The sequence below is a fragment of the Saccharothrix sabaoui genome (genome assembly GCF_051756985.1).
Classification (GTDB): Bacteria; Actinomycetota; Actinomycetes; order Mycobacteriales; family Pseudonocardiaceae; genus Actinosynnema.
In genome coordinates this window covers 1-24,895 of the sequence record NZ_JBPKJK010000095.1, presented here as the reverse complement: position 1 = coordinate 24,895, position 24,895 = coordinate 1, and the positions used below count along the sequence as shown (strand labels likewise).

At 74.3% G+C, this 24,895-nt stretch carries 20 protein-coding genes; 16 read left to right on the top strand and 4 right to left on the bottom strand.

Going from position 1 to position 24,895, the window contains the following annotated elements; all coding sequences use genetic code 11:
• Position 1: 1 nt before the first annotated feature.
• Entirely contained in the window at positions 2–2,806 is a 2,805-nt protein-coding gene (locus ACR807_RS26095) for a hypothetical protein (protein ID WP_438924051.1), read from the bottom strand.
• Positions 2,806–4,557 carry an HSP90 family protein gene (locus tag ACR807_RS26090; RefSeq protein WP_438924050.1) on the bottom strand — a complete coding sequence of 584 codons (1,752 nt, stop codon included), beginning with the start codon at positions 4,555–4,557 and terminating at the stop codon, positions 2,806–2,808. The genes ACR807_RS26095 and ACR807_RS26090 overlap by 1 nt, the downstream gene beginning before the upstream one ends.
• A 357-nt stretch (positions 4,558–4,914) precedes the next feature.
• Between ACR807_RS26090 and pheS the strand changes: the two genes are divergently transcribed.
• The 15 genes from pheS to ACR807_RS26015 all read left to right on the top strand — a co-directional run bounded on the left by pheS (position 4,915) and on the right by ACR807_RS26015 (position 21,961).
• Positions 4,915–5,982 (top strand): phenylalanine--tRNA ligase subunit alpha, encoded by a 1,068-nt coding sequence (pheS, locus tag ACR807_RS26085; protein ID WP_438924049.1) that lies wholly within the window; start codon positions 4,915–4,917, stop codon positions 5,980–5,982.
• 3 nt (positions 5,983–5,985) lie between these two features.
• Positions 5,986–8,463, top strand: a complete 2,478-nt coding sequence (gene pheT / locus ACR807_RS26080) for a phenylalanine--tRNA ligase subunit beta (RefSeq protein ID WP_438924048.1) — start codon at positions 5,986–5,988, stop codon at positions 8,461–8,463.
• Positions 8,464–8,782: 319 nt separating this feature from the next.
• The gene (locus tag ACR807_RS26075) at positions 8,783–9,280 is read left to right on the top strand and encodes a hypothetical protein (protein WP_438924047.1); all 498 of its coding nucleotides are present in this window, start codon (positions 8,783–8,785) and stop codon (positions 9,278–9,280) included.
• Between the two features lie 121 nt (positions 9,281–9,401).
• Complete coding sequence (gene sthA, locus ACR807_RS26070) at positions 9,402–10,814, top strand: Si-specific NAD(P)(+) transhydrogenase (protein WP_438924046.1); 1,413 nt, start codon at positions 9,402–9,404, stop codon at positions 10,812–10,814.
• 19 nt (positions 10,815–10,833) lie between these two features.
• Positions 10,834–11,862, top strand: a complete 1,029-nt coding sequence (locus ACR807_RS26065; RefSeq protein WP_438924045.1) for a hypothetical protein — start codon at positions 10,834–10,836, stop codon at positions 11,860–11,862.
• Positions 11,863–12,074: 212 nt separating this feature from the next.
• Entirely contained in the window at positions 12,075–13,259 is a 1,185-nt protein-coding gene (locus tag ACR807_RS26060; protein WP_438924044.1) for a cytochrome P450, read from the top strand.
• Between the two features lie 92 nt (positions 13,260–13,351).
• Positions 13,352–14,368: an N-acetyl-gamma-glutamyl-phosphate reductase gene (gene argC, locus ACR807_RS26055; RefSeq protein ID WP_438924043.1), complete on the top strand. Its 1,017-nt coding sequence runs from the start codon at positions 13,352–13,354 to the stop codon at positions 14,366–14,368.
• Positions 14,365–15,537 (top strand): bifunctional glutamate N-acetyltransferase/amino-acid acetyltransferase ArgJ, encoded by a 1,173-nt coding sequence (argJ, locus tag ACR807_RS26050; protein ID WP_438924042.1) that lies wholly within the window; start codon positions 14,365–14,367, stop codon positions 15,535–15,537. Before argC ends, argJ begins: the two co-directional genes overlap by 4 nt.
• The gene (gene argB / locus ACR807_RS26045; RefSeq protein ID WP_438924041.1) at positions 15,534–16,418 is read left to right on the top strand and encodes an acetylglutamate kinase; all 885 of its coding nucleotides are present in this window, start codon (positions 15,534–15,536) and stop codon (positions 16,416–16,418) included. The genes argJ and argB overlap by 4 nt, the downstream gene beginning before the upstream one ends.
• The gene (locus tag ACR807_RS26040; RefSeq protein ID WP_438924040.1) at positions 16,415–17,578 is read left to right on the top strand and encodes an acetylornithine transaminase; all 1,164 of its coding nucleotides are present in this window, start codon (positions 16,415–16,417) and stop codon (positions 17,576–17,578) included. Before argB ends, ACR807_RS26040 begins: the two co-directional genes overlap by 4 nt.
• 1 nt (position 17,579) lies before the next feature.
• On the top strand, positions 17,580–18,506 hold the full coding sequence (gene argF / locus ACR807_RS26035) for an ornithine carbamoyltransferase (protein ID WP_438924039.1): 927 nt from the start codon (positions 17,580–17,582) through the stop codon (positions 18,504–18,506).
• Positions 18,503–18,997, top strand: coding sequence for an arginine repressor (locus ACR807_RS26030; RefSeq protein ID WP_438924038.1), 495 nt, complete (start codon positions 18,503–18,505; stop codon positions 18,995–18,997). The genes argF and ACR807_RS26030 overlap by 4 nt, the downstream gene beginning before the upstream one ends.
• Entirely contained in the window at positions 18,994–19,956 is a 963-nt protein-coding gene (locus ACR807_RS26025) for an argininosuccinate synthase domain-containing protein (RefSeq protein WP_438924037.1), read from the top strand. The genes ACR807_RS26030 and ACR807_RS26025 overlap by 4 nt, the downstream gene beginning before the upstream one ends.
• Positions 19,957–21,348 (top strand): argininosuccinate lyase, encoded by a 1,392-nt coding sequence (gene argH / locus ACR807_RS26020; protein WP_438924036.1) that lies wholly within the window; start codon positions 19,957–19,959, stop codon positions 21,346–21,348.
• Positions 21,332–21,961 (top strand): DNA-3-methyladenine glycosylase, encoded by a 630-nt coding sequence (locus tag ACR807_RS26015; protein ID WP_438924035.1) that lies wholly within the window; start codon positions 21,332–21,334, stop codon positions 21,959–21,961. Before argH ends, ACR807_RS26015 begins: the two co-directional genes overlap by 17 nt.
• Here ACR807_RS26015 and ACR807_RS26010 read toward each other — a convergent pair.
• Both ACR807_RS26010 and ACR807_RS26005 read right to left on the bottom strand, forming a co-directional pair.
• Positions 21,958–22,488, bottom strand: coding sequence for an EF-hand domain-containing protein (locus tag ACR807_RS26010; protein WP_438924034.1), 531 nt, complete (start codon positions 22,486–22,488; stop codon positions 21,958–21,960). The genes ACR807_RS26015 and ACR807_RS26010 overlap by 4 nt on opposite strands.
• A 104-nt stretch (positions 22,489–22,592) precedes the next feature.
• Positions 22,593–23,090: a hypothetical protein gene (locus ACR807_RS26005; RefSeq protein ID WP_438924033.1), complete on the bottom strand. Its 498-nt coding sequence runs from the start codon at positions 23,088–23,090 to the stop codon at positions 22,593–22,595.
• A gap of 90 nt (positions 23,091–23,180) precedes the next feature.
• On the opposite strand from ACR807_RS26005, the gene tyrS reads away from it, so the two are divergent.
• Entirely contained in the window at positions 23,181–24,455 is a 1,275-nt protein-coding gene (gene tyrS / locus ACR807_RS26000; protein ID WP_438924032.1) for a tyrosine--tRNA ligase, read from the top strand.
• The last annotated feature ends 440 nt before the right edge of the window (positions 24,456–24,895 follow it).

Below are 24,895 nucleotides of genomic sequence, written 5' to 3'. Positions count from 1 at the left end.
CTCAGGACTCCAGCCTCGTGGTCAGGGCTCTGAGCAGGGGGTCGGTCTGGGCGGGTTTGTCCTGCGCCCTCAACGCTTCCTCCAGCACGTTCGCCGTGTCGCCGAGGATCTGGGGCGGCGTGCTGTCGGTGATGAGGGTCCCCGCCCGGCGCGCTTCCGACTCGGCGTTCTCGGCGTCGCCGGACTCCAGGAGGAACCGGGCTCCCCGCGCGACCAGGAACGCCTGCCAGTCGACGTCACCCATCTGCGCGGCCAGTTCCTCGGCCACGCCGTTCTGCTCCACGGCCTCGGCGTGCTCCCCGGCCTGGACGTGCAGGAACGCCCTGATCGCGGCGATCCGCGCGGTCAGGTGGGTGCGGTGGTCGGTGTCCTCCACCTCGGGCAGCAGGCGTTCCGCCGCGCTCAGGGTGGTGGCGCACTCGGCGGTCTCCTCGTTCGGCAGCGCGGCCGCCGCCTCGACCAGGGAGCCCGCGGCCTCGGCGTCGTCCGGCACCTGCTGCCACGCCGCCGCCGCGCCCTGGTAGGCGGAGGCGGCTTCGAGCGGGCGGTCCAGGCGGCGCAGGACGCTGCCCAGCAGGTCGAGGACCATGGCCCTGCGCCACGCCTCGTCCGGCGGGACGAGGCCGAGCGCGTGCTCCAGGTGGCGGCGGGCGGCGTCGGTCTCGTCGAGGCGGGCGCAGACCTGGCCCAGCCGGTAGCGGATGGGCACGACGACGTCCGGGTCGACGTCGCCGGACTCGACCACGCGGACGGCTTCCTCCAACGCCTCGGCGGCCTCCACGAACCGGCCCGACTTGAGGTAGCCGCCGGCCAGGGCGTAGCACGCCTTGGCCACGTCGTCCGGCACGCCCACCTCGTGCCCGGCGGCCACGGCGTCGCGCAGCTCCACGAGGTGCGCGGCCTCCACGCCGAGCCGCTCCACGGACGCCACGCGCTGCCGGTGCGCCTCGGCGGTCCACGGCCCGCGCGGCACGCTGAACGCGCGCACGAACTCCTCCGCCGTCGCCACCGCCTCGGCGTCACCGCGCACGGTCCGGATCTTCAGCAGCAGGCGCAGCGCGTCGAACCGCACGGACGCGGGCGCGTCGTCCGCCAGCACGTCGACGACCTCGGCGTGCGCCTCGTCCAGCTCGCCCACCGTCGCCAGGTGCTGGGCCCGGTCGCAGCGCGCCCGCGACACCAGCTCGGGCACCTCGGCGCGCGCCAGCTCCAGCGCCTGCGCGGCGAGCACGCCCTGCTCGTCGTGCTCGTCGGCCTCGGCGAGCAGGTCGGCCAGCAGCAGCCTGGTCAGCACACGCGTGTACGCGGTGCCCGCGACCTCGGCCTCGGCCAGGCACGTGCGCGCCACCTCGGTGCACTCGTCCAGGGCGTCCTCGACGGCCTCGGCGCGCAGGCCGGCGCCCCGCGCCCGGTAGCGGTTGGCCAGGTCGTGCTCGCCGCACGCGGCCAGCCGCGCGACGCCCTCGTCCAGCTCGGCCAGCACCTCGTCGCGCGGGCGGACGTGCGCGCCGGAGATGGCCCGCCGCACCGCCACCAGCGCGGCCAGCGGTTCGGGCAGCAGCGGGTCGAGGTCGGCGGGCAGCGACCGCAGCAGCCGCATGCCGGTGATGAACTCGCCCGTGTCGAACGCCTCGCACATGGCGTGCGCCAGCTCCACCGGGTCGCCGACCGCGACCGGCTCCTCCTCCGCGACGGGCGCGGGCGGCGCGGCGACCGGCACCGCCAGTGGCACGGGGGCCGTGTCCGGCCGCTCCAGGGTCTCCCGGATGCGCCTGCTCATCGCGTCCGACCCGTTGCGCCGGTCGAACCGGGCGGCCAGGTCGAGCGCCTGCTCCTCCAGCAGCGCCCGCAGCCGGGCCGCCGTCAGCACGGTGGCCGTGCCGTCGCGCGGAACGGCGAACTCCTCGTCCGGGTCGACCCGGCTGAGCAGCAGCGCCGCGCCCGCCGAGAAGTGCGCGGCCTGCGACGGGCTGGTCGAGTGGTGCACCCGGTGCAGGTGGCCGCGCAGCAGGTCGACGCCGCGGCGCACGTTGCCCGACGTCGCGCAGAACACCAGGTGGTCGTCCAGGTAGCCGCCGACGAGGTCGTCGCGGATCAGCCGGTGCGCCACGACGTGCGCCCGCCGGGCCCGCTCCACGTCGCCCAGCGCGACGAACGCGGGCGTCAGCGTGGTGAGGATGCCCTGCGGCTGGGTGGCGCAGCCCGTCTCCTGCTCCAGCTGGTGCTCGGCGTGCGCGACGGCCTCGGCGTGCCTGCCCTGCCGGATCAGGTGCCCGGCCTGCTCCTCGACGACGCACGCCTCGCAGTCGCTCATCGGCCCGCGGTCGACCGCCAGGTACCGGGCGAAGTGCTCCCGGTACGCCTCGTCGTCGCCGACGTGCGCGGCCAGGTCGGCGCGCGCGCCGTGCACGGGCTGCATCGAGTACCCGAGCCGCTGGTAGCGGGCGGCGAGCTGGTCGACGAACGACTCGATCTGCGCCAGCGTGAACCTCGGGTCGGCGATCAGGCCCGACACGATCCACTTGTGCGCCCAGTCGAAGCTGTGCGTCTCCCACTCGTCGAACGCGCCCGGGTCGCGCTTCTCCGCCGTGCCGCACCACGCGAACGGGGCCAGCATCAGGTCGTAGCGGCCCAGGTCGTAGGCGGAGCGGATCAGCGCGATCCGGCAGCTCACGGCCAGCGGCAGGTGGTCGACGGCGTCCGCGGCGCGGGCCGCGCGCTCCAGCGCCTCGTGCCGCGCCATGCCCTCGGGCATGTGGTACGCCTCGACGAACTGGCGCTCGGCGGCGTCCTTCTCCTCGCTCATCAACGGTCTCCCACGGCGCGGTCCAGCAGTTCCAGGAACGAGCGGTTCAGCGCGGCGGTGTCCTTCGGGCGCATCGGCCGCCGGGCCTGCAGCAGGGCGTGCACGTACAGCGACTCCATGGTCAGCTCCACCAGCGCCGCGTCGGTCAGCCTCGCCAGGCGCCGCACCAGCGGGTTGCGGCAGTTCAGCACGAGGCGCTGCGCGGCGTCGGACGACGAGGACTCGACGAGGCTGCCCAGCAGTTCCGCCCACAGCGGGTCGGCCTGCTCGCCCGCCTGCTGCGCGTCCCGCCTGCGCTCGGCCTCGGCGTTCGTGACCAGCAGCGCGGGCAGCGTGCCCGGGTCGAAGTCGCGCGGCACGGCCTCGCAGTCGTGCCGCTCCAGGACGTCCTTGGCCAGCACGAGGCGTTCGCGCAGGGCGCGTTCCAGCTCCGGTTCGGGGTCGCCGAGGGCGGCCAGCACCTCGCTCGGGGCGACGCGGCGCGCGGCGGCCGGGCCGTCGAGGGCGACGAGCCGGTCCATGATCTCGGCGTCGTAGGCGTAGCCCGCGTTGACCAGGCCCATGCCCTGGGCGTGCGCGACCGGCGCGAGCTGGCGGAACTCGTCGACGTCCGGGACGTGCGCGACCGTGCCGTGCCGGCGGCGGAACTGGCGCAGCGACTGCGGGCCGTCGGTGGTCTCGAACGGCAGCCACCGCTCGACCAGGCGCAGCATCTCGTCGTCGGCGCGGGCCAGCGACTTGATGCCCAGGTGGTGCGCGTCGAGCAGGGCGCGGGTGCGGTCGGGGTCGGTCGCGTCGAGCCGCACGAGCCAGTCGCGGACCTGGCGGCCCAGCTCCTCGCGCACCGCGAGCAGCGTCTCGTCCTGGTAGAGCGACTCGCGGCTCGCGGTCGGGCGCAGCGACGTCGAGTCGACCGCGCAGCGCACGAAGTACGCCCACTCCGGCAGCAGGCCCTCGATGGAGTCGCCGACCAGCATCCGCTTCAGGTAGACGCGGTGCGACTGGCGGGCGCCGGGGTGCACGCCGCCCGGCAGGACGTACGCGACGCCCCTGAGGCCGACGGTGGGCACCTCGACGGGGATCGCGTCGAACGGCCGCACGCCCAGCACGCGCTCGCCGTAGGCCAGGGCGTCGTCGCCGGTCCACGGCAGCTCGTCGTGCGTGACCACCTCGCCGCCGACCCGGACGGTCACCGGCAGCAGCTCGCCGTACTCGGTGACCAGGGCCTTGACGACGTCGTGCTCCAGCCAGTGCTCGGCGTCGCGGTGCGGCACCAGCTCGATCGTGGTGCCGACCTCGGCCCGCTCGGCCGCGGTGACCTCGTAGGCGCCGCTCGCGTCGGCGGTCCAGCGCACGGCGGGACCGCCCCTGGCCGACCGGGTGGTCAGGTTGACGCGCTCGGCGACCAGGAACGCGGACAGCAGGCCCACGCCGAACTGGCCCAGGAAGCCCTGGCGGGCGAAGCCCAGGTCGTCGCGCTTGGACGTGCGGCCGAGCGTGGAGAGCAGGTCGTGCACCTCGTGCTCGGTGAGGCCGATGCCGGTGTCGGAGATGCGGAAGGTGCCGCCTGGGGACCCGACCGGCTCGATCACCACCTCGCCCGGCGCGTCCGGCTGGAGCGCGCGGCGGGCGGTGATCGCGTCCACCGCGTTCTGGAGCAGTTCGCGCGCGTAGACGCGGGGGCCGCTGTAGAGGTGGTGGCTGAGCAGGTCGATGATGCCGCGCAGGTCGACACCGAAGGTGTGTGCCAAGTGGAGTTCACCTCGGGGTCAAGGTCGCGTGTGACGGACGATTCTAGGTTCGTTCGCGCGGCTCGTGGTCCGGTTTTCCGCTGTTCGCCCGCCGGTCCCGCTCGCGACCGCAAGACTGCCACGACCCACCGACAATCCCGCGGTCGCGCCCCGGAGCGCGACGCGACCCGCGGCCGGGGGAGCGGTGACCGGCGCGGGGCGCGGCCCGGCGCGGCGAGCCGAGGTCACGGAGCACGGCCGCGCCGGACGGCGGTTCATGCCGGTCGGGCCCCATCACCTAGGATCGGTCCGCCGCTCCGCGTCCCTCGCGGAGGGGGATATCCACCTGTTGTCCGTGACGGGAGCTGTCCACCAACCATGTCCGGAGCCAACGACCCGTACGACCCGAAGCAGGTCGCGGCGCTCTCCCCGGAGGCGCTGGGCGCGGCGGTCGAGCAGGCTCGGGAGGCGTTCGCCAAGGCGGCCGACCTCGACGAGCTGGCCGCCGTGAAGCCGAGCCACCTGGGCGACCGCTCGCCGGTGCTGCTGGCGCGCCGCGAGATCGGCGCCCTGCCGCCCGCCGCGAAGGCCGAGGCGGGCAAGCGGGTGAACGAGGCGCAGAACGCGGTCAAGCTCGCGTTCGAGGAGCGGCGCGGCGAGCTCCAGGCGGAGCGCGACGAGCGCGTGCTGCGCGAGGAGGCGGTCGACGTCACGCTGCCGTGGGACCGCGTCCCGCGCGGCGCGCGGCACCCGATCTCCACGCTCGCCGAGCGCGTCGCCGACGTGTTCGTGGCCATGGGCTACGAGGTCGCCGAGGGCCCCGAGCTGGAGACCGAGTGGTTCAACTTCGACGCGTTGAACTTCGGCAAGGACCACCCGGCGCGGACCATGCAGGACACGTTCTACGTCGCGCCCGCCGACTCCGGCCTGGTGCTGCGCACGCACACCAGCCCGGTGCAGGCCCGCACGCTGCTGGACCGCGAGCCGCCCGTGTACGTGGTGTGCCCCGGCCGCACGTTCCGCACCGACGAGCTGGACGCCACGCACACCCCGGTGTTCCACCAGGTCGAGGGCCTGGCCGTGGACAAGGGCCTGACCATGGCGCACCTGAAGGGCACGCTCGACGCGTTCGCCCGCGCCATGTTCGGCGAGGGCTCCCGCACCCGCCTGCGCCCGAGCTTCTTCCCCTTCACCGAGCCGTCCGCCGAGGTGGACGTGTGGTTCCCGGAGAAGAAGGGCGGCGCGGGCTGGGTCGAGTGGGGCGGCTGCGGCATGGTCAACCCGAACGTGTTGCGCAACTGCGGCGTCGACCCCGGCACCTACTCGGGCTTCGCGTTCGGCATGGGCCTGGAGCGCACCCTGCAGTTCCGCAACGGGCTGCCCGACATGCGGGACATGGTCGAGGGCGACGTCCGCTTCACCCAGCCATTCGGAACGGAGGCCTGACCGGTGCGCATTCCGGTTACCTGGCTGGTCGAGAACCTCGAGTTCACCGAGACCCCCACGCCAGAGCAGCTCGCCGAGGCGTTCACGCGGATCGGCATCGAGGTGGAGGACGTCCACCGGCTCGACGGCGTCACCGGTCCGCTGGTCGCGGGCCGCGTGGTGGAGATCGAGGAGCTGACCGAGTTCAAGAAGCCGATCCGCTTCTGCCGGGTCGAGGTCGGCCCGGACCAGGTCAACGGCATCGTCTGCGGCGCGTCGAACTTCCGCGAGGGCGACACGGTCGTGGTGGCGCTGCCCGGCGCGGTGCTGCCCGGCGGGTTCGCCATCTCCGCCCGCAAGACCTACGGCAGGACCAGCGAGGGCATGATCTGCTCGGCCCGCGAGGTGGGCCTGGGCGACGACCACGCCGGGATCATGGTGCTGCCCAGCGGCACCGCGCAGCCCGGTGACGACGCCGTCGAGCTGCTCGGCCTGGGCGACGCGGTCATCGAGGTCTCGCCGACCCCGGACCGCGGCTACGCGTTCTCGGTGCGCGGCCTGGCCCGCGAGCTGGCCTGCGCGTTCGACGTGCCGTTCGGCGACCCCGGCCTGGCCGAGGTGCCCGAGGGCGAGGGCGAGGTGCTGCCGGTCCGCGTCGAGGACGAGGTGGCGTGCCCGCGGTTCGTGGCCCGCCGGGTCACCGGGGTCGACCCGACCGCGCCCACCCCGTGGTGGATGCGCCGGCGGCTGATGCTCGCGGGCATCCGGTCGATCTCGCTGCCGGTGGACGTCACCAACTACGTGATGCTGGAGCTGGGGCAGCCGCTGCACGCGTTCGACGCGTCGTCGGTCAAGGGCGGCCTGGTGGTGCGGCGCGCGGTGGCCGGCGAGAAGCTGACCACGCTCGACGAGCAGGTCCGCGCCCTGGACCCGGACGACATCGTGATCGCCGACGACAGCGGCGTCATCTCGCTCGCCGGCGTCATGGGCGGCGCGAGCACCGAGGTCGGCCCCGGCAGCTCGGACATCCTGCTGGAGGCGGCGAACTGGGACCCGGCGTCCATCGCCCGCACGGTGCGCCGCCACAAGCTGCCCAGCGAGGCGGCGCGGCGCTTCGAGCGGGTCGTGGACCCGGCGCTGGCGCCGGTGGCGCTGGAGCGCGCCGCGCGGCTGCTCGACATGTTCGCCGACGGCAGCATCCGGCCCGAGCGCACGGACGTCGGCTCGCCCGCCGCGCCCGGCCCGGTGTCGATGCCGATCGACCTGCCCGACCGGGTCGCCGGGGTGCGCTACGCGCGCGGCGTGACGGCGCGCCGGCTGGGCCAGATCGGCTGCCAGGTCGAGGTCACCACCGGTGACGACGGCGCGACGATGGTCACCGCGGTGCCGCCGACGTGGCGCGCGGACCTCACCCAGCCCGCGGACCTGGTGGAGGAGGTGCTGCGGCTGGAGGGCTACGACACGATCCCGTCGGTCCTGCCGCCCGCGCCCGCCGGTCGCGGCCTGACCGAGCAGCAGCGCCGCCGCCGCACGGTGTCGCGCGCCCTGGCCGAGAACGGGTTCGTCGAGGTCAAGCCGTTCCCGTTCGTGGCGCCCGCGGTGTTCGACGCGCTGGGCCTGCCCGAGGGCGACGTGCGGCGCAACGCGGTGAGCGTGCTCAACCCGCTGGAGGCCGACAAGCACGCGCTGGCCACCACGCTGGTGCCGGGGCTGCTGGAGACCGTGCAGCGCAACCTGGCGCGCGGCCAGAAGGACCTGGCGGTCTACGCGGTCGCCCAGGTCACGCTGCCGCGCGCGCAGCAGGTGCCGGTGCCCGCGGTCGGCGTGGGCGCGCGCCCGTCCGACGCGGACGTCGCCTCGCTGCTGGCATCGCTGCCGCAGCAGCCGGTGCACGTGGCCGCCGTGCTCGCGGGCAACCGCGAGCGGGCCGGCTGGTGGGGCAAGGGCCGCCCGGCTGACTGGGCGGACGCGGTGGGCGCGGCGCGGCTGATCGGCCAGGCGTACGGGGTGGAGCTGACCGCGGTCGCCTCCGACCTGGCCCCGTGGCACCCCGGCCGGTGCGCGGAGCTGCGCGTCGGCGACTGGCCCGTGGGCCACGCGGGCGAGCTGCACCCGAAGGTCGTGGAGGCGCTGGGCCTGCCGAAGCGCACGGTGGCGCTGGAGCTGGACCTCGACGCGCTGCCGCTGACCGACGACCGGCCCGCGCCGGTCGTGTCGCCGTACCCGCCGGTGCTGCTGGACGTGGCCGTGGTGGTGGGCGCGGACGTGCCCGCCGACCGGGTGTCCCGGGCGCTGCGCTCCGGCGGCGGCGCCCTGCTGGAGGACATCCGGCTGTTCGACGTCTACACCGGCGACCAGGTGGGGGAGGGCAAGCGCTCGCTGGCCTACTCCCTGCGCTTCCGCGCGCCGGACCGCACGCTGACCGTGGACGAGGCGACGGCGGCGCGCGACGCGGCCGTGGCCGCCGCCGCGGAACGCTTCGGCGCGGTGCTCAGGGGCTGAGACGCGAGGGGACCGGCCCGGTCCCGGAGCCGCACCGCTGCGGGTCCGGGACTAGGCCGGTCGGGTGATGCCCGCGGTCGTCGAAACCGGTGAACGCGCAGGTCAACCCCGGTGCCGTGGCGTGTCAAGGGGCCCAAAGACCCGTGTTTCCGGGCAGGCCGGGTCCTTGCGCGGAGGTTGAACGTTCTTCAAGATTGATCCCGCGGCCCGCTGGGCCGAGGGGCGAAGCGATGAACCGCCGGGCGTGTCTGGTCGCCGGTCCGACGGGGAGCTAGCGGCGAACCCACCGCCTGGAGCAGCAATCGAGTGAGGTTGCCTCATGCGCAGTTTGGGTCCCCGGATGGAAGCCGCCGTCGCCGCGACCATCCTCGGTGCGGGCGCCGTCGTGGTGGCGTCCATGCACCTGACCTGGCCCGAACCCGAGTTGCCCGCCATGGCGTACTCGGTGAGCGGCGCCGAGGCCGGGGTGGCCGACCTGGAGCCGTTCGGCATCGACGACGTCTCCGGCGCCCCGGTCGAGCTGACCCCGGGCAGCGAGGGCGCGCGGCTGGTGCGCCTCTCCAACCCCAACAGCGTCGACATCGTCGTGCTGACCCTCCAGGCCCTGCCGGGCCAACCGCTGGACGCGGCGCACAACCGCGTCCCCGACTGCCCCTCCGGGGTGCTCACCGTGGTGCCCATGGGGGAACCGGTCACCATCCCGCCCGCCGGCGAGGTCGAGGTGGAGATGGTCGTGCAGATCTCGCACGACGTGCCGGTGGCGTGCCAGGACCTCGTCTTCCCGCTCACCTACACGGGGCGCGCGGCCCGCGGCTAGGGGCGCTCGGGGGCCTCGCGCGGGAAGGGGTCGGCGGCGTCGGCCCCGACCGCGGCGGACCGCCCCGGCGGGTCCGTTCACCCGATCACCGCGGAACGGGTTCTTGTGCGAGGCTTCGGGCATGAGCGAGTACGACTACGACCTGGTCGTCATCGGATCGGGCCCCGGCGGGCAGAAGGCGGCCATCGCGGGCGCCAAGCTCGGCAAGCGCGTCGCCGTCGTGGACCGCGCCGACATGGTGGGCGGCGTGTGCGTCAACACCGGGACGATCCCGTCGAAGACGCTGCGCGAGGCGGTGATGTACCTGACCGGGATGAGCCAGCGCGAGCTGTACGGCGCGAGCTACCGGGTCAAGAACGACATCACCATCTCCGACCTGCTCGCCCGCACGCAGCACGTCATCGGGCGCGAGGTCCAGGTCGTGCGCGCCCAGCTGCACCGCAACCACATCGACCTGCTCAGCGGCACGGCGAGCTTCGTCGACCCGCACACCGTCGCCGTGCAGGGCGCGCACCGCGGCGAGCACCAGGTCGTCACCGCCGACAAGGTCGTGATCGCCACCGGCACCCGGCCCGCGCGCCCGGAGCAGGTGGACTTCGACGAGGAGCGGGTCCTCGACTCCGACGAGGTGCTGGCGCTCAACGAGATCCCGTCGTCGCTGGTCGTGGTCGGCGCGGGCGTCATCGGCATCGAGTACGCCTCCATGTTCGCCGCGCTCGGCACCCGCGTCACGGTGGTCGAGCAGCGCGACCGGATGCTCGACTTCTGCGACCCGGAGATCGTCGAGTCGCTCAAGTTCCACCTGCGCGACCTGGCGGTGACGTTCCGGTTCGGCGAGAAGGTCGTCACCGTCGACGTGTCGGAGAGCGGCACGGTGACGACGCTGGCCAGCGGCAAGCGCATCCCGGCCGCCGCGGTCATGTACTCGGCCGGCCGGCAGGGCAACACCGAGGCGCTCGACCTGGACAAGGCGGGCCTGGAGGCCGACCGGCGCGGCCGGCTCGCCGTGGACGAGCACTACCGCACGCCCGTGGAGCACATCTACGCGGTGGGCGACGTGATCGGCTTCCCGGCGCTGGCCGCCACGTCGATGGACCAGGGCAGGCTCGCCGCCTACCACGCGTTCGGCGAGGAGGCGCGCGAGCTGTCGTCGTTGCAGCCGATCGGCATCTACACCATCCCGGAGATCTCCTACTGCGGCGCCACGGAGGCCGAGCTGACCTCGTCCGCCACGCCGTACGAGGTGGGCCTGGCGCGGTACCGGGAGCTGGCGCGTGGCTCGATCGTCGGCGACGCCTACGGGATGCTCAAGCTGCTGGTGTCCACCGTGGACCGCAAGCTGCTGGGCGTGCACCTGTTCGGCACCGGCGCGACGGACCTCGTCCACATCGGGCAGGCCGTCATGGCGTGCGGCGGCACGGTGGACTACCTGGTGGACACCGTCTTCAACTACCCGACCCTGTCCGAGGCGTACAAGGTCGCCGCCCTGGACGCCACGAACAAGATCCGCGCGCTGGAGCGCTTCGGCCGGTAGGCGCGGCTACGCTCGCGTCGTGCCGGAGAACGCGGAACTGCCCGGGTCGTGCGCCGCGCTCGTGGACGCGGTGGGCCGGCGCGACGCCGCGGGGTTCCGCGAGGTCTACGAGGTGCTGGTCGAGCGCCTCCCGGAGGCCGACGGGGCGCAGCTGTCCGCCGCCCTCGCCGTGCTGGGACCGGCGCTGCCCGACCTGTCGCTGGGCAACGGCGGCGACCTCGTGCAGCTCACCGGCGCCCTGGTGCACCTCGGCGGCGACCCGGCACCCGTGCTGGGGCCGCTGGTGCTGCGCGTGGCCGACGCCCTGGAGCGGGCGACGCGGTTCGTGGGGCGGTGGCGCGCCGCGGGCGGTGGCGAGCCGCCCGCGCCGGAGCGCGACAACATCCCCGCCGTGCTGACGCGGCTGCCCACCCCGGACGGCCGGCACGTGGCCGAGGCGTGGTTCGCCGTCGACGAGTGGGTGGCCGGGCTGCTGGTGCCGTTGCAGCTCGCCGACGTGCGGCGCGCCCTGCCCCACCGCGACCGGCTCCGCGCGGCGACCGGGGCGGCGCGGCGGGTGGCCTCCGCGCCGTGGCTGCACGGCCTGCTGGACGTGCTCGACGACGAACCGCTGGTCGTCGTCCACCGGGGCACGGGCGCCGCCTACGAGCTGACCGTCGGCGGCGTCGGCGACAACGCCCAGCTGCACACCCTGCTCGCGGCGGTGCTCGTCGGCGACCCGGCGCGCGGCCTGCTGCCGGGCCGGCCGCCGCACCCCCGGTGGGTGGCGGCGGCGGTCGACGGCGACGACCTCCGGCCCGAGGGCGGCATCCGCGGCTCGTTCACCCTGGTCGACGCGCACGGCGCGGCGATCCGGCACGAGGGCCGGCCGGCGGACGTGCCGCTGGTGGGCGGGCGGCGCGTCGTGGTGCTCGACCCGCCCCGGGGGCGCTCCTGGGAAGCCGGCCGCGCCTACCCGCTGATGCGGCCGACCGTGGTGCTCGACCGCGTGCTCACCGGGGCCGACGCCGCGCGGTGGGCGGACCTCGTGGCGCCCGGCCGCCGCTAGCCGCGCCCGGCCGCCGCTAGCCGCGCCCGGCCGCCGCCAGCCGCGACCAGCCGCGATCACCCTCGTCCGGCCGGCTGAAGATCACCGTGCGCAGTCGTCCGTCACTGCCCGTGTCGTGGCGTCTCACTCGCCCGACCCTGCCGCGTCACCCCGCGCCGTCGCTACCGTGTCCGCGCCGCCCCTCCCCGCACCGCCGACGCCGGAGGCCCGCCATGACCCTGCCCCTGCACATGCGCCGCGAGGGGTTCGCCCCGGCGGCCGAGCTGGCCGCGGTGCGCGACGACGAGGGCGTGCGGCTGTTCGACTCGCCGATCGGCGACCGGGTGTGGCTGGTGACCCGCGTCGCCGACGTCCGCCGCGTCCTGGGCGACCCGGTCGTGTTCGGCAACTCCGCGCACCACCTCGTGCCCGGCGCGCCCGCCATGTCCGAGGAGGAGCTGGCCCGCGTGCGGCCCGGCAACCCGCTCGGCTACGACCCGCCCGGGCACACCCGGCTGCGGCGGCTGGTCGCGCCCGGCTTCACCGCCCGGCGGGTGCGCCTGCTCGAACCCCGGGTGCGCGAGATCGTGCGCGACCACCTCGACGCGGTGGCCGCCGCCGGCCCGCCCGCCGACCTCGTGCCCGCGTTCGCGCTGCCGGTGCCGTCGCTGGTGATCTGCGAGCTGCTGGGCGTGCCCTACGCGGAGCGCAGCGAGTTCCAGCAGCGCGCCGCCGACTTCTTCGACGTGTCCCTCTCACCCGACGAGCGGTTCGCCGTCGCGCTGCGGTCCCGCGCCTACCTGGCCGAGCTGGTCGCCCGCGCCAGGGTCGAACCGGGCGACGACCTGCTGGGCGTCCTGGCGCGCGCCGGCGGGCCGGCCGACGGCGGCCTGGCGGACGACGAGCTGGTGGGCGTGGCCGACCTGCTGCTGCTCGCGGGCCACGAGACCACGGCGAACATGCTGAGCCTGGGCGCGCTGGCCCTGCTGCGCCACCCCGACCAGTGCCGCCTGCTGCGCGAGCGACCCGACCTGGACGACGCTGCGGTGGAGGAGCTGCTGCGCTGGCTGACCGTCGTGCACACCGGCGTGCCGCGGGTGGTGACCGCCGACGTCGAGCTGGGCGGGCGCGAGCTGGCCGCGGGCGACCTCGTCGTCTGCTCGCTGCCCGCCGCCAACCGCGACCCCGACCTGCTGGCCGGCGCCGACGACCTCGACCTGACCCGCTCGCCGGTGAGCCACGTCGCGTTCGGCCACGGCGTCCACCACTGCGTCGGCGCGCCCCTGGCCCGGCTGGAGATGCGCGCCGCCTTCCCGGCGCTGGTCCGCCGCTTCCCGGACCTGCGCCTGGCCGGCGAGCCGGTGTTCCGCTCGCAGCAGGTCGTCCACGGCCTGTCGTCGCTGCCCGTGGCGTGGTGACCCGCGGCCCGGTGGACCGCGGCGCGGTGAGGTGCTCCCACACCGTGGAATAAAATTTGAGTGATGATGCACGGCGGTGCATACTTATCCGCATGACGGTGCGGATCGCGGTGGCCGGGGCCAGTGGCTACGCCGGCGGTGAGGTGCTCCGGCTGCTGCTCGGGCACCCGGACGTGGAGATCGGGGCGCTCACGGCGGGCGGCAACGCGGGCGCGCCGCTGCTCGCCCACCAGCCGCACCTGCTGCCGCTGGCCGACCGCGTGCTGGAGGAGACCACCGCCGAGCGCCTGCGCGGCCACGACGTCGTCTTCCTCGCCCTCCCGCACGGCAAGTCCGCCGAACTCGCCGCCCTGCTCGGCGACGACGTCCTCGTCGTCGACTGCGGCGCGGACCACCGGCTCACCAGCGCCGCGGCCTGGGAGCGCTGGTACGGCGGCGAGCACGCGGGCAGCTGGCCCTACGGCCTGCCCGAGCTGCCCGGCAAGCGCGACGAGCTGCGCGGCGCCCGGCGCGTCGCCGTGCCCGGCTGCTACCCGACCGTGTCCTCGCTGGCCCTGGCCCCCGCGATGGGGCTGGTCGAGCCCGAGGTCACCGTGGTCGCCGTCTCCGGCGCGTCCGGCGCGGGCAAGTCGCTCAAGCCGAACCTGCTCGGCTCGGAGGTCATGGGCTCGCTGTCCGCCTACGGCGTCGGCGGCGCGCACCGGCACACCCCCGAGATCGCGCAGAACCTGACCGCCGTCGCCGGGCACGACGTGAAGGTCTCGTTCACCCCCGTGCTGGCCCCGCTGCCGCGCGGCATCCTGGCCACCTGCTCCGCGACCCTCAAGGACCCCGACGAGGACGTCCGCGCCGCCTACGCGAAGGCGTACGCCGACGAGCCGTTCGTGCACCTGCTGCCGGAGGGCCACTGGCCCACCACGGGCGCGGTGCTCGGCTCGAACGCCGTGCAGCTCCAGGTCACCGTCGACCGGGACCTGGGCAGGCTCGTCGTCGTCGCCGCGGTCGACAACCTGGCGAAGGGCACCGCGGGCGCCGCGGTGCAGTGCATGAACCTGGCACTCGGCCTGCCGGAGACCACCGGCCTGTCCACCGTGGGAGTAGCACCGTGAACCGCAGCAGGGGTGTGACCGGCCCGTCCGGCTTCAGGGCCGCGGGTGTCGCGGCCGGCATCAAGGAGTCCGGCGCGCTCGACCTCGCGCTGGTCGTCAACGAGGGGCCGGGCCAGGCCGCCGCGGGCGTCTTCACCACCAATCAGGTCAAGGCCGCGCCCGTCCTGTGGTCCCAGCAGGTGCTCGGGGAGCGCAGGCTGCGCGCCGTGGTGCTCAACTCCGGCGGCGCGAACGCGTGCACCGGCCCGGAGGGCTTCCAGGACACCCACGCCACCGCCGAGAAGGTCGCGGACGTCCTCGGTGTCGGCGCGATCGAGGTCGCCGTGTGCTCCACCGGCCTCATCGGCGAGCGCCTGCCCATGGACGCCCTCACCGCGGGCGTCGACAAGGCCGCCGCGGAACTGGCCGGCACCGACGAGGCCGGCCTGGCCGCCGCCACCGCCGTGATGACCACCGACACCCACCCCAAGCAGTCGTTCGAGGCCCACCCCGACGGCTGGTCCGTCGGCGGCTTCGTCAAGGGCGCCGGGATGCTGTCGCCGAACATGGCCACCATGCTCAGCGTCATCACCACCGACGCCGCCCTCGACGGCGACGCGCTCGACGCGGCCCTGCGCCGGGTCACCGCCCGCACCTACGACCGGCTCGACGTGGACGGCGGCACGTCCACCAACGACACCGTGCTGCTGCTCGCCTCCGGCGCGTCCGGCACCACCCCCGACGCCGAGGAGTTCGCGCGCGTCCTCGAAGCCGTCGCGGGCGACCTGGTCAAGCAGCTCCAGGGCGACGCGGAGGGCGTCACCAAGGAGGTGTCCATCACGGTCGACGGCGCGCTCACCGAGGCCGAGGCCGTCGAGGTCGCCAAGACCGTCGCCGAGGACAACCTGGTGAAGACCGCGCTGTTCGGCTCGGACCCCAACTGGGGCCGCATCGCGATGGCCGTGGGCCGGTCGAGGGCCACCGTCGACCAGCACAGGCTCGGCATCGCCATCAACGGCGTCACGCTGTTCGCCGACGGCCACAAGGCCGCCGACCGCGCCGAGGCCGACCTGTCCGGCCGCGACGTCGAGATCGTGGTGAGCCTGGGCCTCGGCGACGGCACGGCCACCGTGCTCACCACCGACCTGTCGCACGCCTACGTCGAAGAGAACAGCGCGTACAGCTCATGACCACACCGCACGACAAGGCCGCCGTCCTGGTCGAGGCGCTGCCCTGGCTCCAGCGCTCCCGCGGCGCCACCGTCGTCCTCAAGTACGGCGGCAACGCCATGGTCGACGACGCGCTCAAGCGCGCGTTCGCCCAGGACGTCGTGTTCCTCAAGCTCGCCGGCCTGCACCCGGTCGTGGTGCACGGCGGCGGCCCGCAGATCGCCGCCATGCTCGGGAAGCTCGGCATCCACAGCGAGTTCCGCGGCGGCCTGCGCGTCACCACGCCCGAGGCCATGGACGTCGTCCGCATGGTGCTCGTCGGCCAGGTGCAGCGCGAACTCGTCGGCCTGATCAACGAGCACGGCCCGTACGCGGTCGGCCTGTCCGGCGAGGACGCCCGCCTGCTCACCGCCGCCCGCCGCCCCGCGGTCGTGGACGGCGAACCGGTCGACATCGGCCTCGTCGGCGACATCGTGGACGTCGACCCGGACGCGGTGCTCGACGTCGTGCACGCCGGCCGCATCCCGGTGATCTCCTCCGTCGCCCCGGACGCCGACGGCGTCGTGCACAACGTCAACGCCGACACGGCGGCGGGCGCGGTGGCCGTCGCGCTGCGGGCGCGGAAGCTCGTGGTCCTCACCGACGTGGAGGGCCTGTACGCGAACTGGCCGGACCGCGGCTCGCTGCTGCACCGCGTCGACGCCGACGCGCTGGAGAAGATGCTGCCCGACCTGGACAGCGGGATGGTGCCCAAGATGGAGGCGTGCCTGCGCGCGGTGCGCGGCGGCGTCCCGGAGGCGCACGTGATCGACGGGCGGTTGGCGCACTCGGTGCTGCTGGAGGTCTTCACCTCCGAGGGCGTCGGGACCATGGTGACCGAGGGGACTGGGGAACGGGCATGAACGACCGGCAGCGGTGGCAGGCCGCGATGATGAACAACTACGGCACACCCGACCTGACCCTGGTGCGCGGCGAGGGCGCGCACGTCTGGGACGCCGACGGCAACCGCTACCTCGACCTGCTCACCGGCATCGCCGTCAACGCCCTCGGCCACGCCCACCCGGCGGTCGTCGCGGCCGTCACCGAGCAGATCGGCCGGATCTCCCACACCTCCAACCTCTACATCAACGAGCCCGCGCTCAAGCTCGCCGAGCGCCTGCTCGACCTGGCCGGCGCGGACGGCGACGGCCGGGTGCTGTTCTGCAACTCCGGCGCCGAGGCCAACGAGGCCGCGTTCAAGCTCAGCCGCCGCACCGGCCGGGTGAAGGTCGTCGCCACCGAGGGCGGCTTCCACGGCCGCACCATGGGCGCCCTCGCGCTCACCGGCCAGCCCGCCAAGCGCGAACCGTTCGAACCGCTGGTGCCCGGCGTCGTGCACGTCCCGTTCGGCGACGTCGAGGCGCTGGAGGCGGTGATCGACGACGACACCGCCGCGTTCGTCGTGGAACCCATCCAGGGCGAGAACGGCGTCGTCGTGCCGCCCGAGGGCTACCTCCAGGCCGCCCGCCGCATCACCGCCGAGCACGGCGCGCTGCTCGTGCTCGACGAGGTGCAGACCGGCGTCGGCCGCCTCGGCACCTGGTTCGCCTTCCAGCAGGCCGGCGTCGTGCCGGACGTGTTCACGCTGGCCAAGGGCATCGGCGGCGGCCTGCCGCTGGGCGTGTGCGTCGCCCTCGGCCCCGCCAAGGACCTGTTCGCGCCCGGCCAGCACGGCACCACGTTCGGCGGCAACCCGGTGTGCTGCGCCGCCGCGCTCGCCGTGCTCGACACGATCGCCGCCGACGGGCTGCTGGAGCACGCCTCCGCCGTCGGCAAGGAGATCGCCGCCGGCGTCGAGGCCCTCGACCACCCGCTCATCTCCGGTGTGCGGGGCGCCGGCCTGCTGCTCGGGATCACGCTGCGCGAGGCGGTCTCGGCGAAGGCCGCGGCGGCCGCGCAGCAGGCCGGGTACCTCATCAACCCCATCCAGCCCGACGTCATCCGGCTCGCCCCGCCGCTGGTCCTCGACCAGGCCGACGCCCACCGGCTCGTCGCCGAGCTGCCCACCTGGTTGGAGGTCTGACGTGGTCCGGCACTTCCTGCGCGACGACGACCTGACGCCCGCCGAGCAGGCCGAGGTCCTCGACCTCGCCGACGCCTGCAAGACCGACCGGCTCACCGCCAAGCCCCTGGCCGGGCCGAAGTCCGTCGCGGTCATCTTCGAGAAGAACTCCACCCGCACCCGCCTGTCGTTCGAGGTGGGCATCGCCCAGCTCGGCGGCAACCCGGTGATCATCGACGGCCGCTCCATGCAGCTCGGCCGCGAGGAGACCATCGAGGACACCTCCCGCATCCTGTCCGGCTACGTCGACGCGGTCATCTGGCGCACCTTCGCGCAGAAGCGCATCGACGCCATGGCGTCCGTCTCGCGCATCCCGGTGATCAACGCGCTGACCGACGAGTTCCACCCCTGCCAGGTGCTCGCCGACCTCCAGACGATCCGCCTGCGGCACGGCGCGCTGCCCGGCCTCACCGTCACCTACCTGGGCGACGGCGCGAACAACATGTCCCACTCGATGCTGCTCGGCGGCGTCACCGCGGGCATGCACGTGCGGATCGCCGCGCCCGAGAACTTCCAACCGCAGCCGTGGGTCCTCGACGACGCCCGCAAGCGCGCCGCCGACACCGGCGGCTCGGTCCGGGTGGTCACCGACCCGCGCGAGGCCGTGGACGGCGCGGACGTGCTCGTCACCGACACGTGGACGTCGATGGGCCAGGAAAACGACGGCCGCGACCGGATGCGGCCCTTCCGGCCCTACCAGGTCAACGCCGACCTCGTCGCCGCCACCGGCGTGCGCACCACGGTCCTGCACTGCCTGCCCGCCCACCGCGGCCAGGAGATCACCGACGACGTCCTCGACGGCCCCGACAGCGCCGTCTGGGACGAGGCCGAGAACCGCCTGCACGCCCAGAAGGCGCTGCTCGTCTGGCTCCTGGAGCAGTCGGCGTGACACGCACCGCGCGGCAGGCCCGCATCGTCGAACTGGTCGCCCAGCGCGCCATCCGCAGCCAGTCGGAGCTGGCGAAAACGCTTGCGGTGGAGGGCATCGAGGTCACCCAGGCCACGCTGTCGCGCGACCTGGACGAGCTCGGTGCGGTGAAGCTGCGCGGACCCGACGGCGGCGCGCCCGTCTACGTCATCCCCGAGGACGGCAGCCCCGTGCGCGGCGTGCAGGGCGGCACCACCCGGCTCGTGCGGGTCCTCAACGAGCTGCTGGTGTCCGTGGACCACTCCGGCAACCTCGCCGTCCTGCGCACCCCGCCCGGCGCGGCCCAGTTCCTGGCCAGCGCCCTGGACCGGGCCGCGCTGCACGACATCGTCGGCACCATCGCGGGCGACGACACCATCCTCGCCGTCGCCCGCGAACCGCTCACCGGCGCCGAGCTGGCGGCCCGGGTCGCCGCCCTCGCCACCGGCGAACCCGGGGACGAGGGACCGTGAACCGGCGGGTCGTCCTGGCCTACTCGGGCGCCCTCGCCTCGTCCGTCGCCCTGCGCCGCCTCGCCGAGACCGGCGCCGAGGTCATCGCGGTGACCCTCGACGTCGGCCGCGCCGTCGCCCCGGTGGGCGGTGCCCCCGTCGGCGGGGCCCTCGTCGCCGTCCGCGAGCGGGCCCTCGCCTGCGGCGCCGCCGAGGCCCTCGTCGTGGACGCCCGCGACGAGTTCGCCGAGCACTACTGCCTGCCCGCGCTGCGGGCCAACGCGCTGCACGGCCCGCTGCTCCCCGCCCTCACCCGGCCGCTGCTCGCCGAGCACCTCGTCCGGGTCGCCGAGCGGCACGGCGCCGGGGCCGTCGCCCACGACCTCGCCGCCGCCGACCGGGCGGCCGTCGAAGCCGGCGTCGAGGCCCTCGCACCGCACCTGACCGTCCTCGCGCCCGACCACGAACCACCCCGGACCGGGCCCGACACCGGCGGCGAGGCCGCGAGCACCGGGCCCGCCGACGCCTGCGAGGTCGTCGTCACCTTCGACCGGGGCGTGCCCGTCGCCCTCGACGGCGAGACCGTCACCGCGTTCCAGGCCATCCGCGAACTCGACCTCAAGGCCGGCCGGCACACTGTGCGCGGGGTGCGGCAGGCACCCGGTGCCCTCGCGCTGACCACCGCGCACCGGGAGCTGGAAGCCGCCACCCTGGAGCAGGGGACGGCCCGCTTCAAGCGGCAGGTCGACCTCCGGTGGGGTGAACTGGTGCGCGACGGGCAGTGGTTCTCGCCGCTGCGGCACGCGCTGGACGGCTTCCTGGGCACCACCCGGCGGCACGTGACCGGCGAGGTGCGGCTGGCGCTGCACGACGGCCGCGCCACCGTCACCGCCGTGCTCGGCCACGAGCCGCACGACTCCGCCCCCGCCGGCCGCGGCTGGGGCCACCCGCACGACCAGCCGAAGAGGGATCAGGGGTAGATGAGTTCTCTGTGGGGCGGGCGTTTCGCCAGTGGACCGGCCGAGGCGATGGCGATGCTGTCGCTCTCGACGCACTTCGACTGGCGACTCGCCCCCTACGACATCAGGGGTTCCAGGGCGCACGCCCGCGTGCTCACCCGCGCGGGCCTGCTCACCGACGACGAGCTGGCGCGCATGCTCGCCGCGCTCGACGCCCTGGAGGCCGACGTCGCCTCCGGCGCGTTCACGCCGGTGCTCGCCGACGAGGACGTGCACACCGCCCTGGAACGCGGCCTCATCGACCGCGCCGGGCCCGAGCTGGGCGGCAAGCTGCGCGCCGGCCGCTCCCGCAACGACCAGGTCGCCACGCTGTTCCGCATGTGGCTGCGCGACGCCGCCAAGCGCGTCTCCGAGGGCGTGCTCGACGTGGTCGACGCCCTCGCCGGCCAGGCCACCGCGCACGCCGGCGCCGTCATGCCCGGCCGCACGCACCTCCAGTCCGCGCAGCCCGTGCTGCTCGCGCACCACCTCCTCGCGCACGGCCAGGCGCTGCTGCGCGACGTCGACCGGCTCCGCGACTGGGACAAGCGCGCCGCCGTCTCCCCGTACGGGTCGGGCGCCCTCGCCGGCTCGTCGCTGGGCCTCGACCCCGCCGCGGTCGCCGAGGAGCTGGGCTTCGACGCGCCGGTGGAGAACTCCATCGACGGCACCGCCTCGCGCGACTTCGCCGCCGAGATCGCGTTCGTGCTGGCCATGATCGGCGTCGACCTGTCCCGGATCGCCGAGGAGGTGATCATCTGGACGACCGCCGAGTTCCGCTTCGCCGTCCTCGACGACGCGTGGGCCACCGGCAGCTCGATCATGCCGCAGAAGAAGAACCCCGACGTCGCCGAGCTGACCCGCGGCAAGTCCGGCCGGCTCATCGGCAACCTCACCGGCCTGCTCGCCACCCTCAAGGCCCAGCCGCTCGCCTACAACCGGGACCTCCAGGAGGACAAGGAACCCCTGTTCGACTCCGTCGAGCAGCTGGAGCTGCTGCTGCCCGCCCTGGCCGGGATGATCGCCACGATGCGGTTCGACACCGACCGCATGGCCGCGCTCGCCCCCGCCGGGTTCACCCTGGCCACCGACATCGCCGAGTGGCTGGTCCGGCAGGGCGTGCCGTTCCGCGTCGCCCACGAGGCGGCGGGGGAGTGCGTGCGCGCCGCCGAGGCCCGCGGCGTCGGCCTGGACGAGCTGACCGACGACGAGTTCGCCGCCATCTCGCCCGCCCTCACCCCCGAGGTGCGCGACGTGCTCACCGTGCAGGGCTCCATCGCCTCCCGCGACGCCCACGGCGGCACCGCGCCCGACCGGGTCGCCGAGCAGCTCAAGAGGCTGCGGGACAGGGTCTCCCTTGCCCGCCTCCCCTAGGCAGCTCACCGAGCGGGAGCTGGCCGTCGACCCCGTCGACGCCGCCCGGCTCCTGCTCGGCGCCACCGTCGAGGCCACCTCGCCCGAGGGCGTCGTGGGCGTGCGGGTCGTCGAGGTCGAGGCGTACCGGGGCGGCGACGACCCGGCCTCCCACTGCTACCGGGGCCGGACGCCGCGCAACGACGTCATGTTCGGCCCCGCCGGGCGGCTCTACGTGTACTTCGTCTACGGCATGCACTTCTGCGCCAACGTCGTGTCGCTCACCGACGGCGTCCCCGGCGCCGTGCTGCTGCGCGCGGGCGAGGTCGTGACCGGCGTCGAACTGGCCCGCGCCCGCCGCCCCGCCGCGCGCAGCGACGCCGAGCTGGCCAAGGGCCCGGCCCGCCTCACCGGCGTCCTCGGCCTCGACCGCGCCCACAACGGCACCGACCTGACCTCGCCGGACGCCACCGTGCGGCTGCTCGCGGGCGACCCCGTCGACCCGGCCGACATCCGCACCGGGCCCCGCGTCGGCGTCGCCGTCGCGGTCGACGTGCCGTGGCGGTTCTGGATCGACTCCCCGGCGGTCAGCACCTACCGCCGGGGCACCCGCCGCACCCGCGCCACCCCCTAGGCGCCCTTCACCTCGCCGAACACGTGCGTGCCGGGCGCCTCCGGGTCGTCACCGGCCCAGAACTCGACCCAGTGCCGCACGAACTCCGACTTGGAGATCGCGCCGTCGCCGTCGAGGTCCAACCGGGCGAACACCGCGTCCGTCGGCGCGTCGTCACCGGTCCAGGCGTGGATCATGCGGCCGTACTCGGGCGCCGACACCGTGCCGTCGCCGTCCTCGTCCACCGCCTCGAACATCGACTCGGCCGTGGCCACTACGAGGTCCAGCATCGTGCCCAGGTCGGACACCACCGCCAGCACCTCGTCGATCGTCACCTTGTCGTCGCTGTCCTGGTCGGAGGCCGCGTGCAGCGCCTCCCACCAGCCCATCATGATCTCCCGCAACCGCTCCGGCCCGTCCCCGCCGCGCAGGCCCACCCATCGGTCCGTCAACGCCTCGAAATCGGCGCGCTCCAGGTAACCGTCGCCGTTCACGTCCATCGCGGCGAACACGATGGAGGTCTTCTCCCGCTGCAAGTCGCTGGCCACGTGAACGAACTTGGTGGTCGAACGCGGTGCGGGCAATTGACCAGCCGGGGCATACCCGTGTGCGGCAGGGTGAACGACGCGGTGACCGTCGGTAGCGCCGGTGATCAGCGCACGGTCCGCCGGTACCAGACCCGCCGCTCGCCCTCCGGCAGCGCGACCCGGGTGATCACGTTCGTCAGCACCGCGCCGATCAGCAGCCACAGCAGCGCGGCCAGCCCGTCGTTCAGCAGCGTCCGCAGACCGGCGCTCGCGGGCGTGAACAGGTCGCGCAGGCCCAGCGACACCCCCGCCGACCACGACTCGATCATCTGCGCGAACCCGTTCGCCGGGTTCGCGCCGCCGATCACCAGGAAGATGTGGATCGCCAGCACGACGGCGAACAGCCAGCACAGCACGTCGATCACCGCGCAGGCCACGCGCACCGCGCGCACGCGGCCGTCACCGCGCTCCACGACCTCCTCCTGCTGGTAGGGCACCTGCTGCTGGGCAGCCGCGTGCTGCTGGGTGGGTACGTGCTGCTGCGGCACCTGCGGCACCCCGGGACGGGGCACGACCTCGGTGGGGCGGTCAGCGGGACGTGGATCGCGATCCGGGTAGCTCATCGCTGCGGTCCTCTCACTAGAGCCCGCTCCCGACTACCCGAAGCGCACACCGCCTCAAACCGCGTTGACCAGGTGTCGGACAATGGCCTGGTGAGCGAGCACATCCTCGACGAGCTGACCTGGCGCGGCCTCATCGCGCACTCCACCGACCTCGACGCACTGCGGAAGGACCTCGACTCGGGCCCGCTCACCCTCTACGCCGGGTTCGACCCGACCGCGCCCAGCCTGCACGCCGGCAACCTCGTGCCCCTGCTCATGCTGCGCCGCTTCCAGCGCGCCGGGCACCGGCCCGTCGTCCTGGCGGGCGGCGCCACCGGCATGATCGGCGACCCGCGCGACACCGCCGAGCGGTCCCTCAACCCCCTCGACACCGTCGCCGACTGGGTCGGGCGCATCCGCGGCCAGCTGGAGCGGTTCGTCGAGTTCGACGACAGCCCCACCGGCGCGGTCGTCGTCAACAACCTCGACTGGACGGGGCCCGTCACCGCCCTGGAGTTCCTGCGCGACGTCGGCAAGCACTTCTCGATCAACGTCATGCTCGCGCGCGAGACGGTCAAGCGCCGCCTCGAAGGCGACGGCATGTCGTACACCGAGTTCAGCTACCTGCTGCTCCAGTCCCACGACTACCTCCAGCTCCACCGGCAGTACGGGACGCGGCTCCAGGTCGGCGGCTCCGACCAGTGGGGCAACATCATCGGCGGCGTCGACCTCGTCCGGAAGGTCGAGGGCAAGACGGTGCACGCCCTGACCGCGCCCCTGGTCACCGACGCCGAGGGCCGCAAGTTCGGCAAGTCCACCGGCGGCGGCAACGTGTGGCTCGACCCGGCGATGACCTCCCCGTACGCCTGGTACCAGTACTTCGTGAACGTCGGCGACGCCGACGTGCTGCGGTACCTGCGGCTGTTCACCTTCCTGCCGAAGGAGGAGATCGCCGAGCTGGAGCGCCAGACCGCCGAGGCGCCCCACCTGCGCGCCGCGCAGAAGAAGCTCGCCCAGGAGTTCACCGACCTCGTGCACGGCGAGCACGAGACGCGGCAGGTGATCGCGGCCAGCCAGGCCCTGTTCGGCCGGGGCGAGCTGCGCGAGCTGGACCTGTCGACGCTGGAGGCCGCGATGGCCGAGGCGCCGACCGGCGAGGTGCGCCTGGCCGACGGGCCGACGATCGTCGACCTGCTCGTCAGCTCCGGGCTCGCGGACAGCAAGGGCGCGGCCCGGCGCACCGTGAAGGAGGGCGGCGCCTACGTGAACAACGCGAAGGTGACCGACGAGGAGTGGGTGCCCGCCAAGGAGGACCTGCTCCACGGCTCGTGGCTGGTCGTCCGCCGCGGCAAGCGCACCACGGCGGGCGTCCGCGTGCAGCCCTGATCGTGCCCTGACCTGCACGGACGTGCGCTTCCGGAGGCCGCCGCCCCCTCGTGGGACGGCGGCCTCCGTCATCATTTGGAGTGATCGCGGTCACACTGTTGCGCGCGAACCGGGTCCGATAGCGTGTGGGTGAGCGCTGCACGGGCTGCTGACCTGCGGTTTCAGCCTGTGGAGCGGTGCTGCGCCCTCGATTTGACCTCCAGTTCCAGGGCGTGTAACTTTCTCCATGTCAGCGCGGAACGGGCCGGGAAAACCGGAACGGAGCGCGACGGGTCACGAACCAAGCTCCCGCCCAGTGTGGTAGAGTGGGTGACCGCGAGACGAGAAGACCCAGTCGAGGCCCTGAGGGCCGTTCCGACCAGGGCGTCAAGTTTCACAACAAAGCTTAGGATCGAACAAGCCTCGGATCGAGCCGCGTGAGCGGTGAGTGATGATGAGCG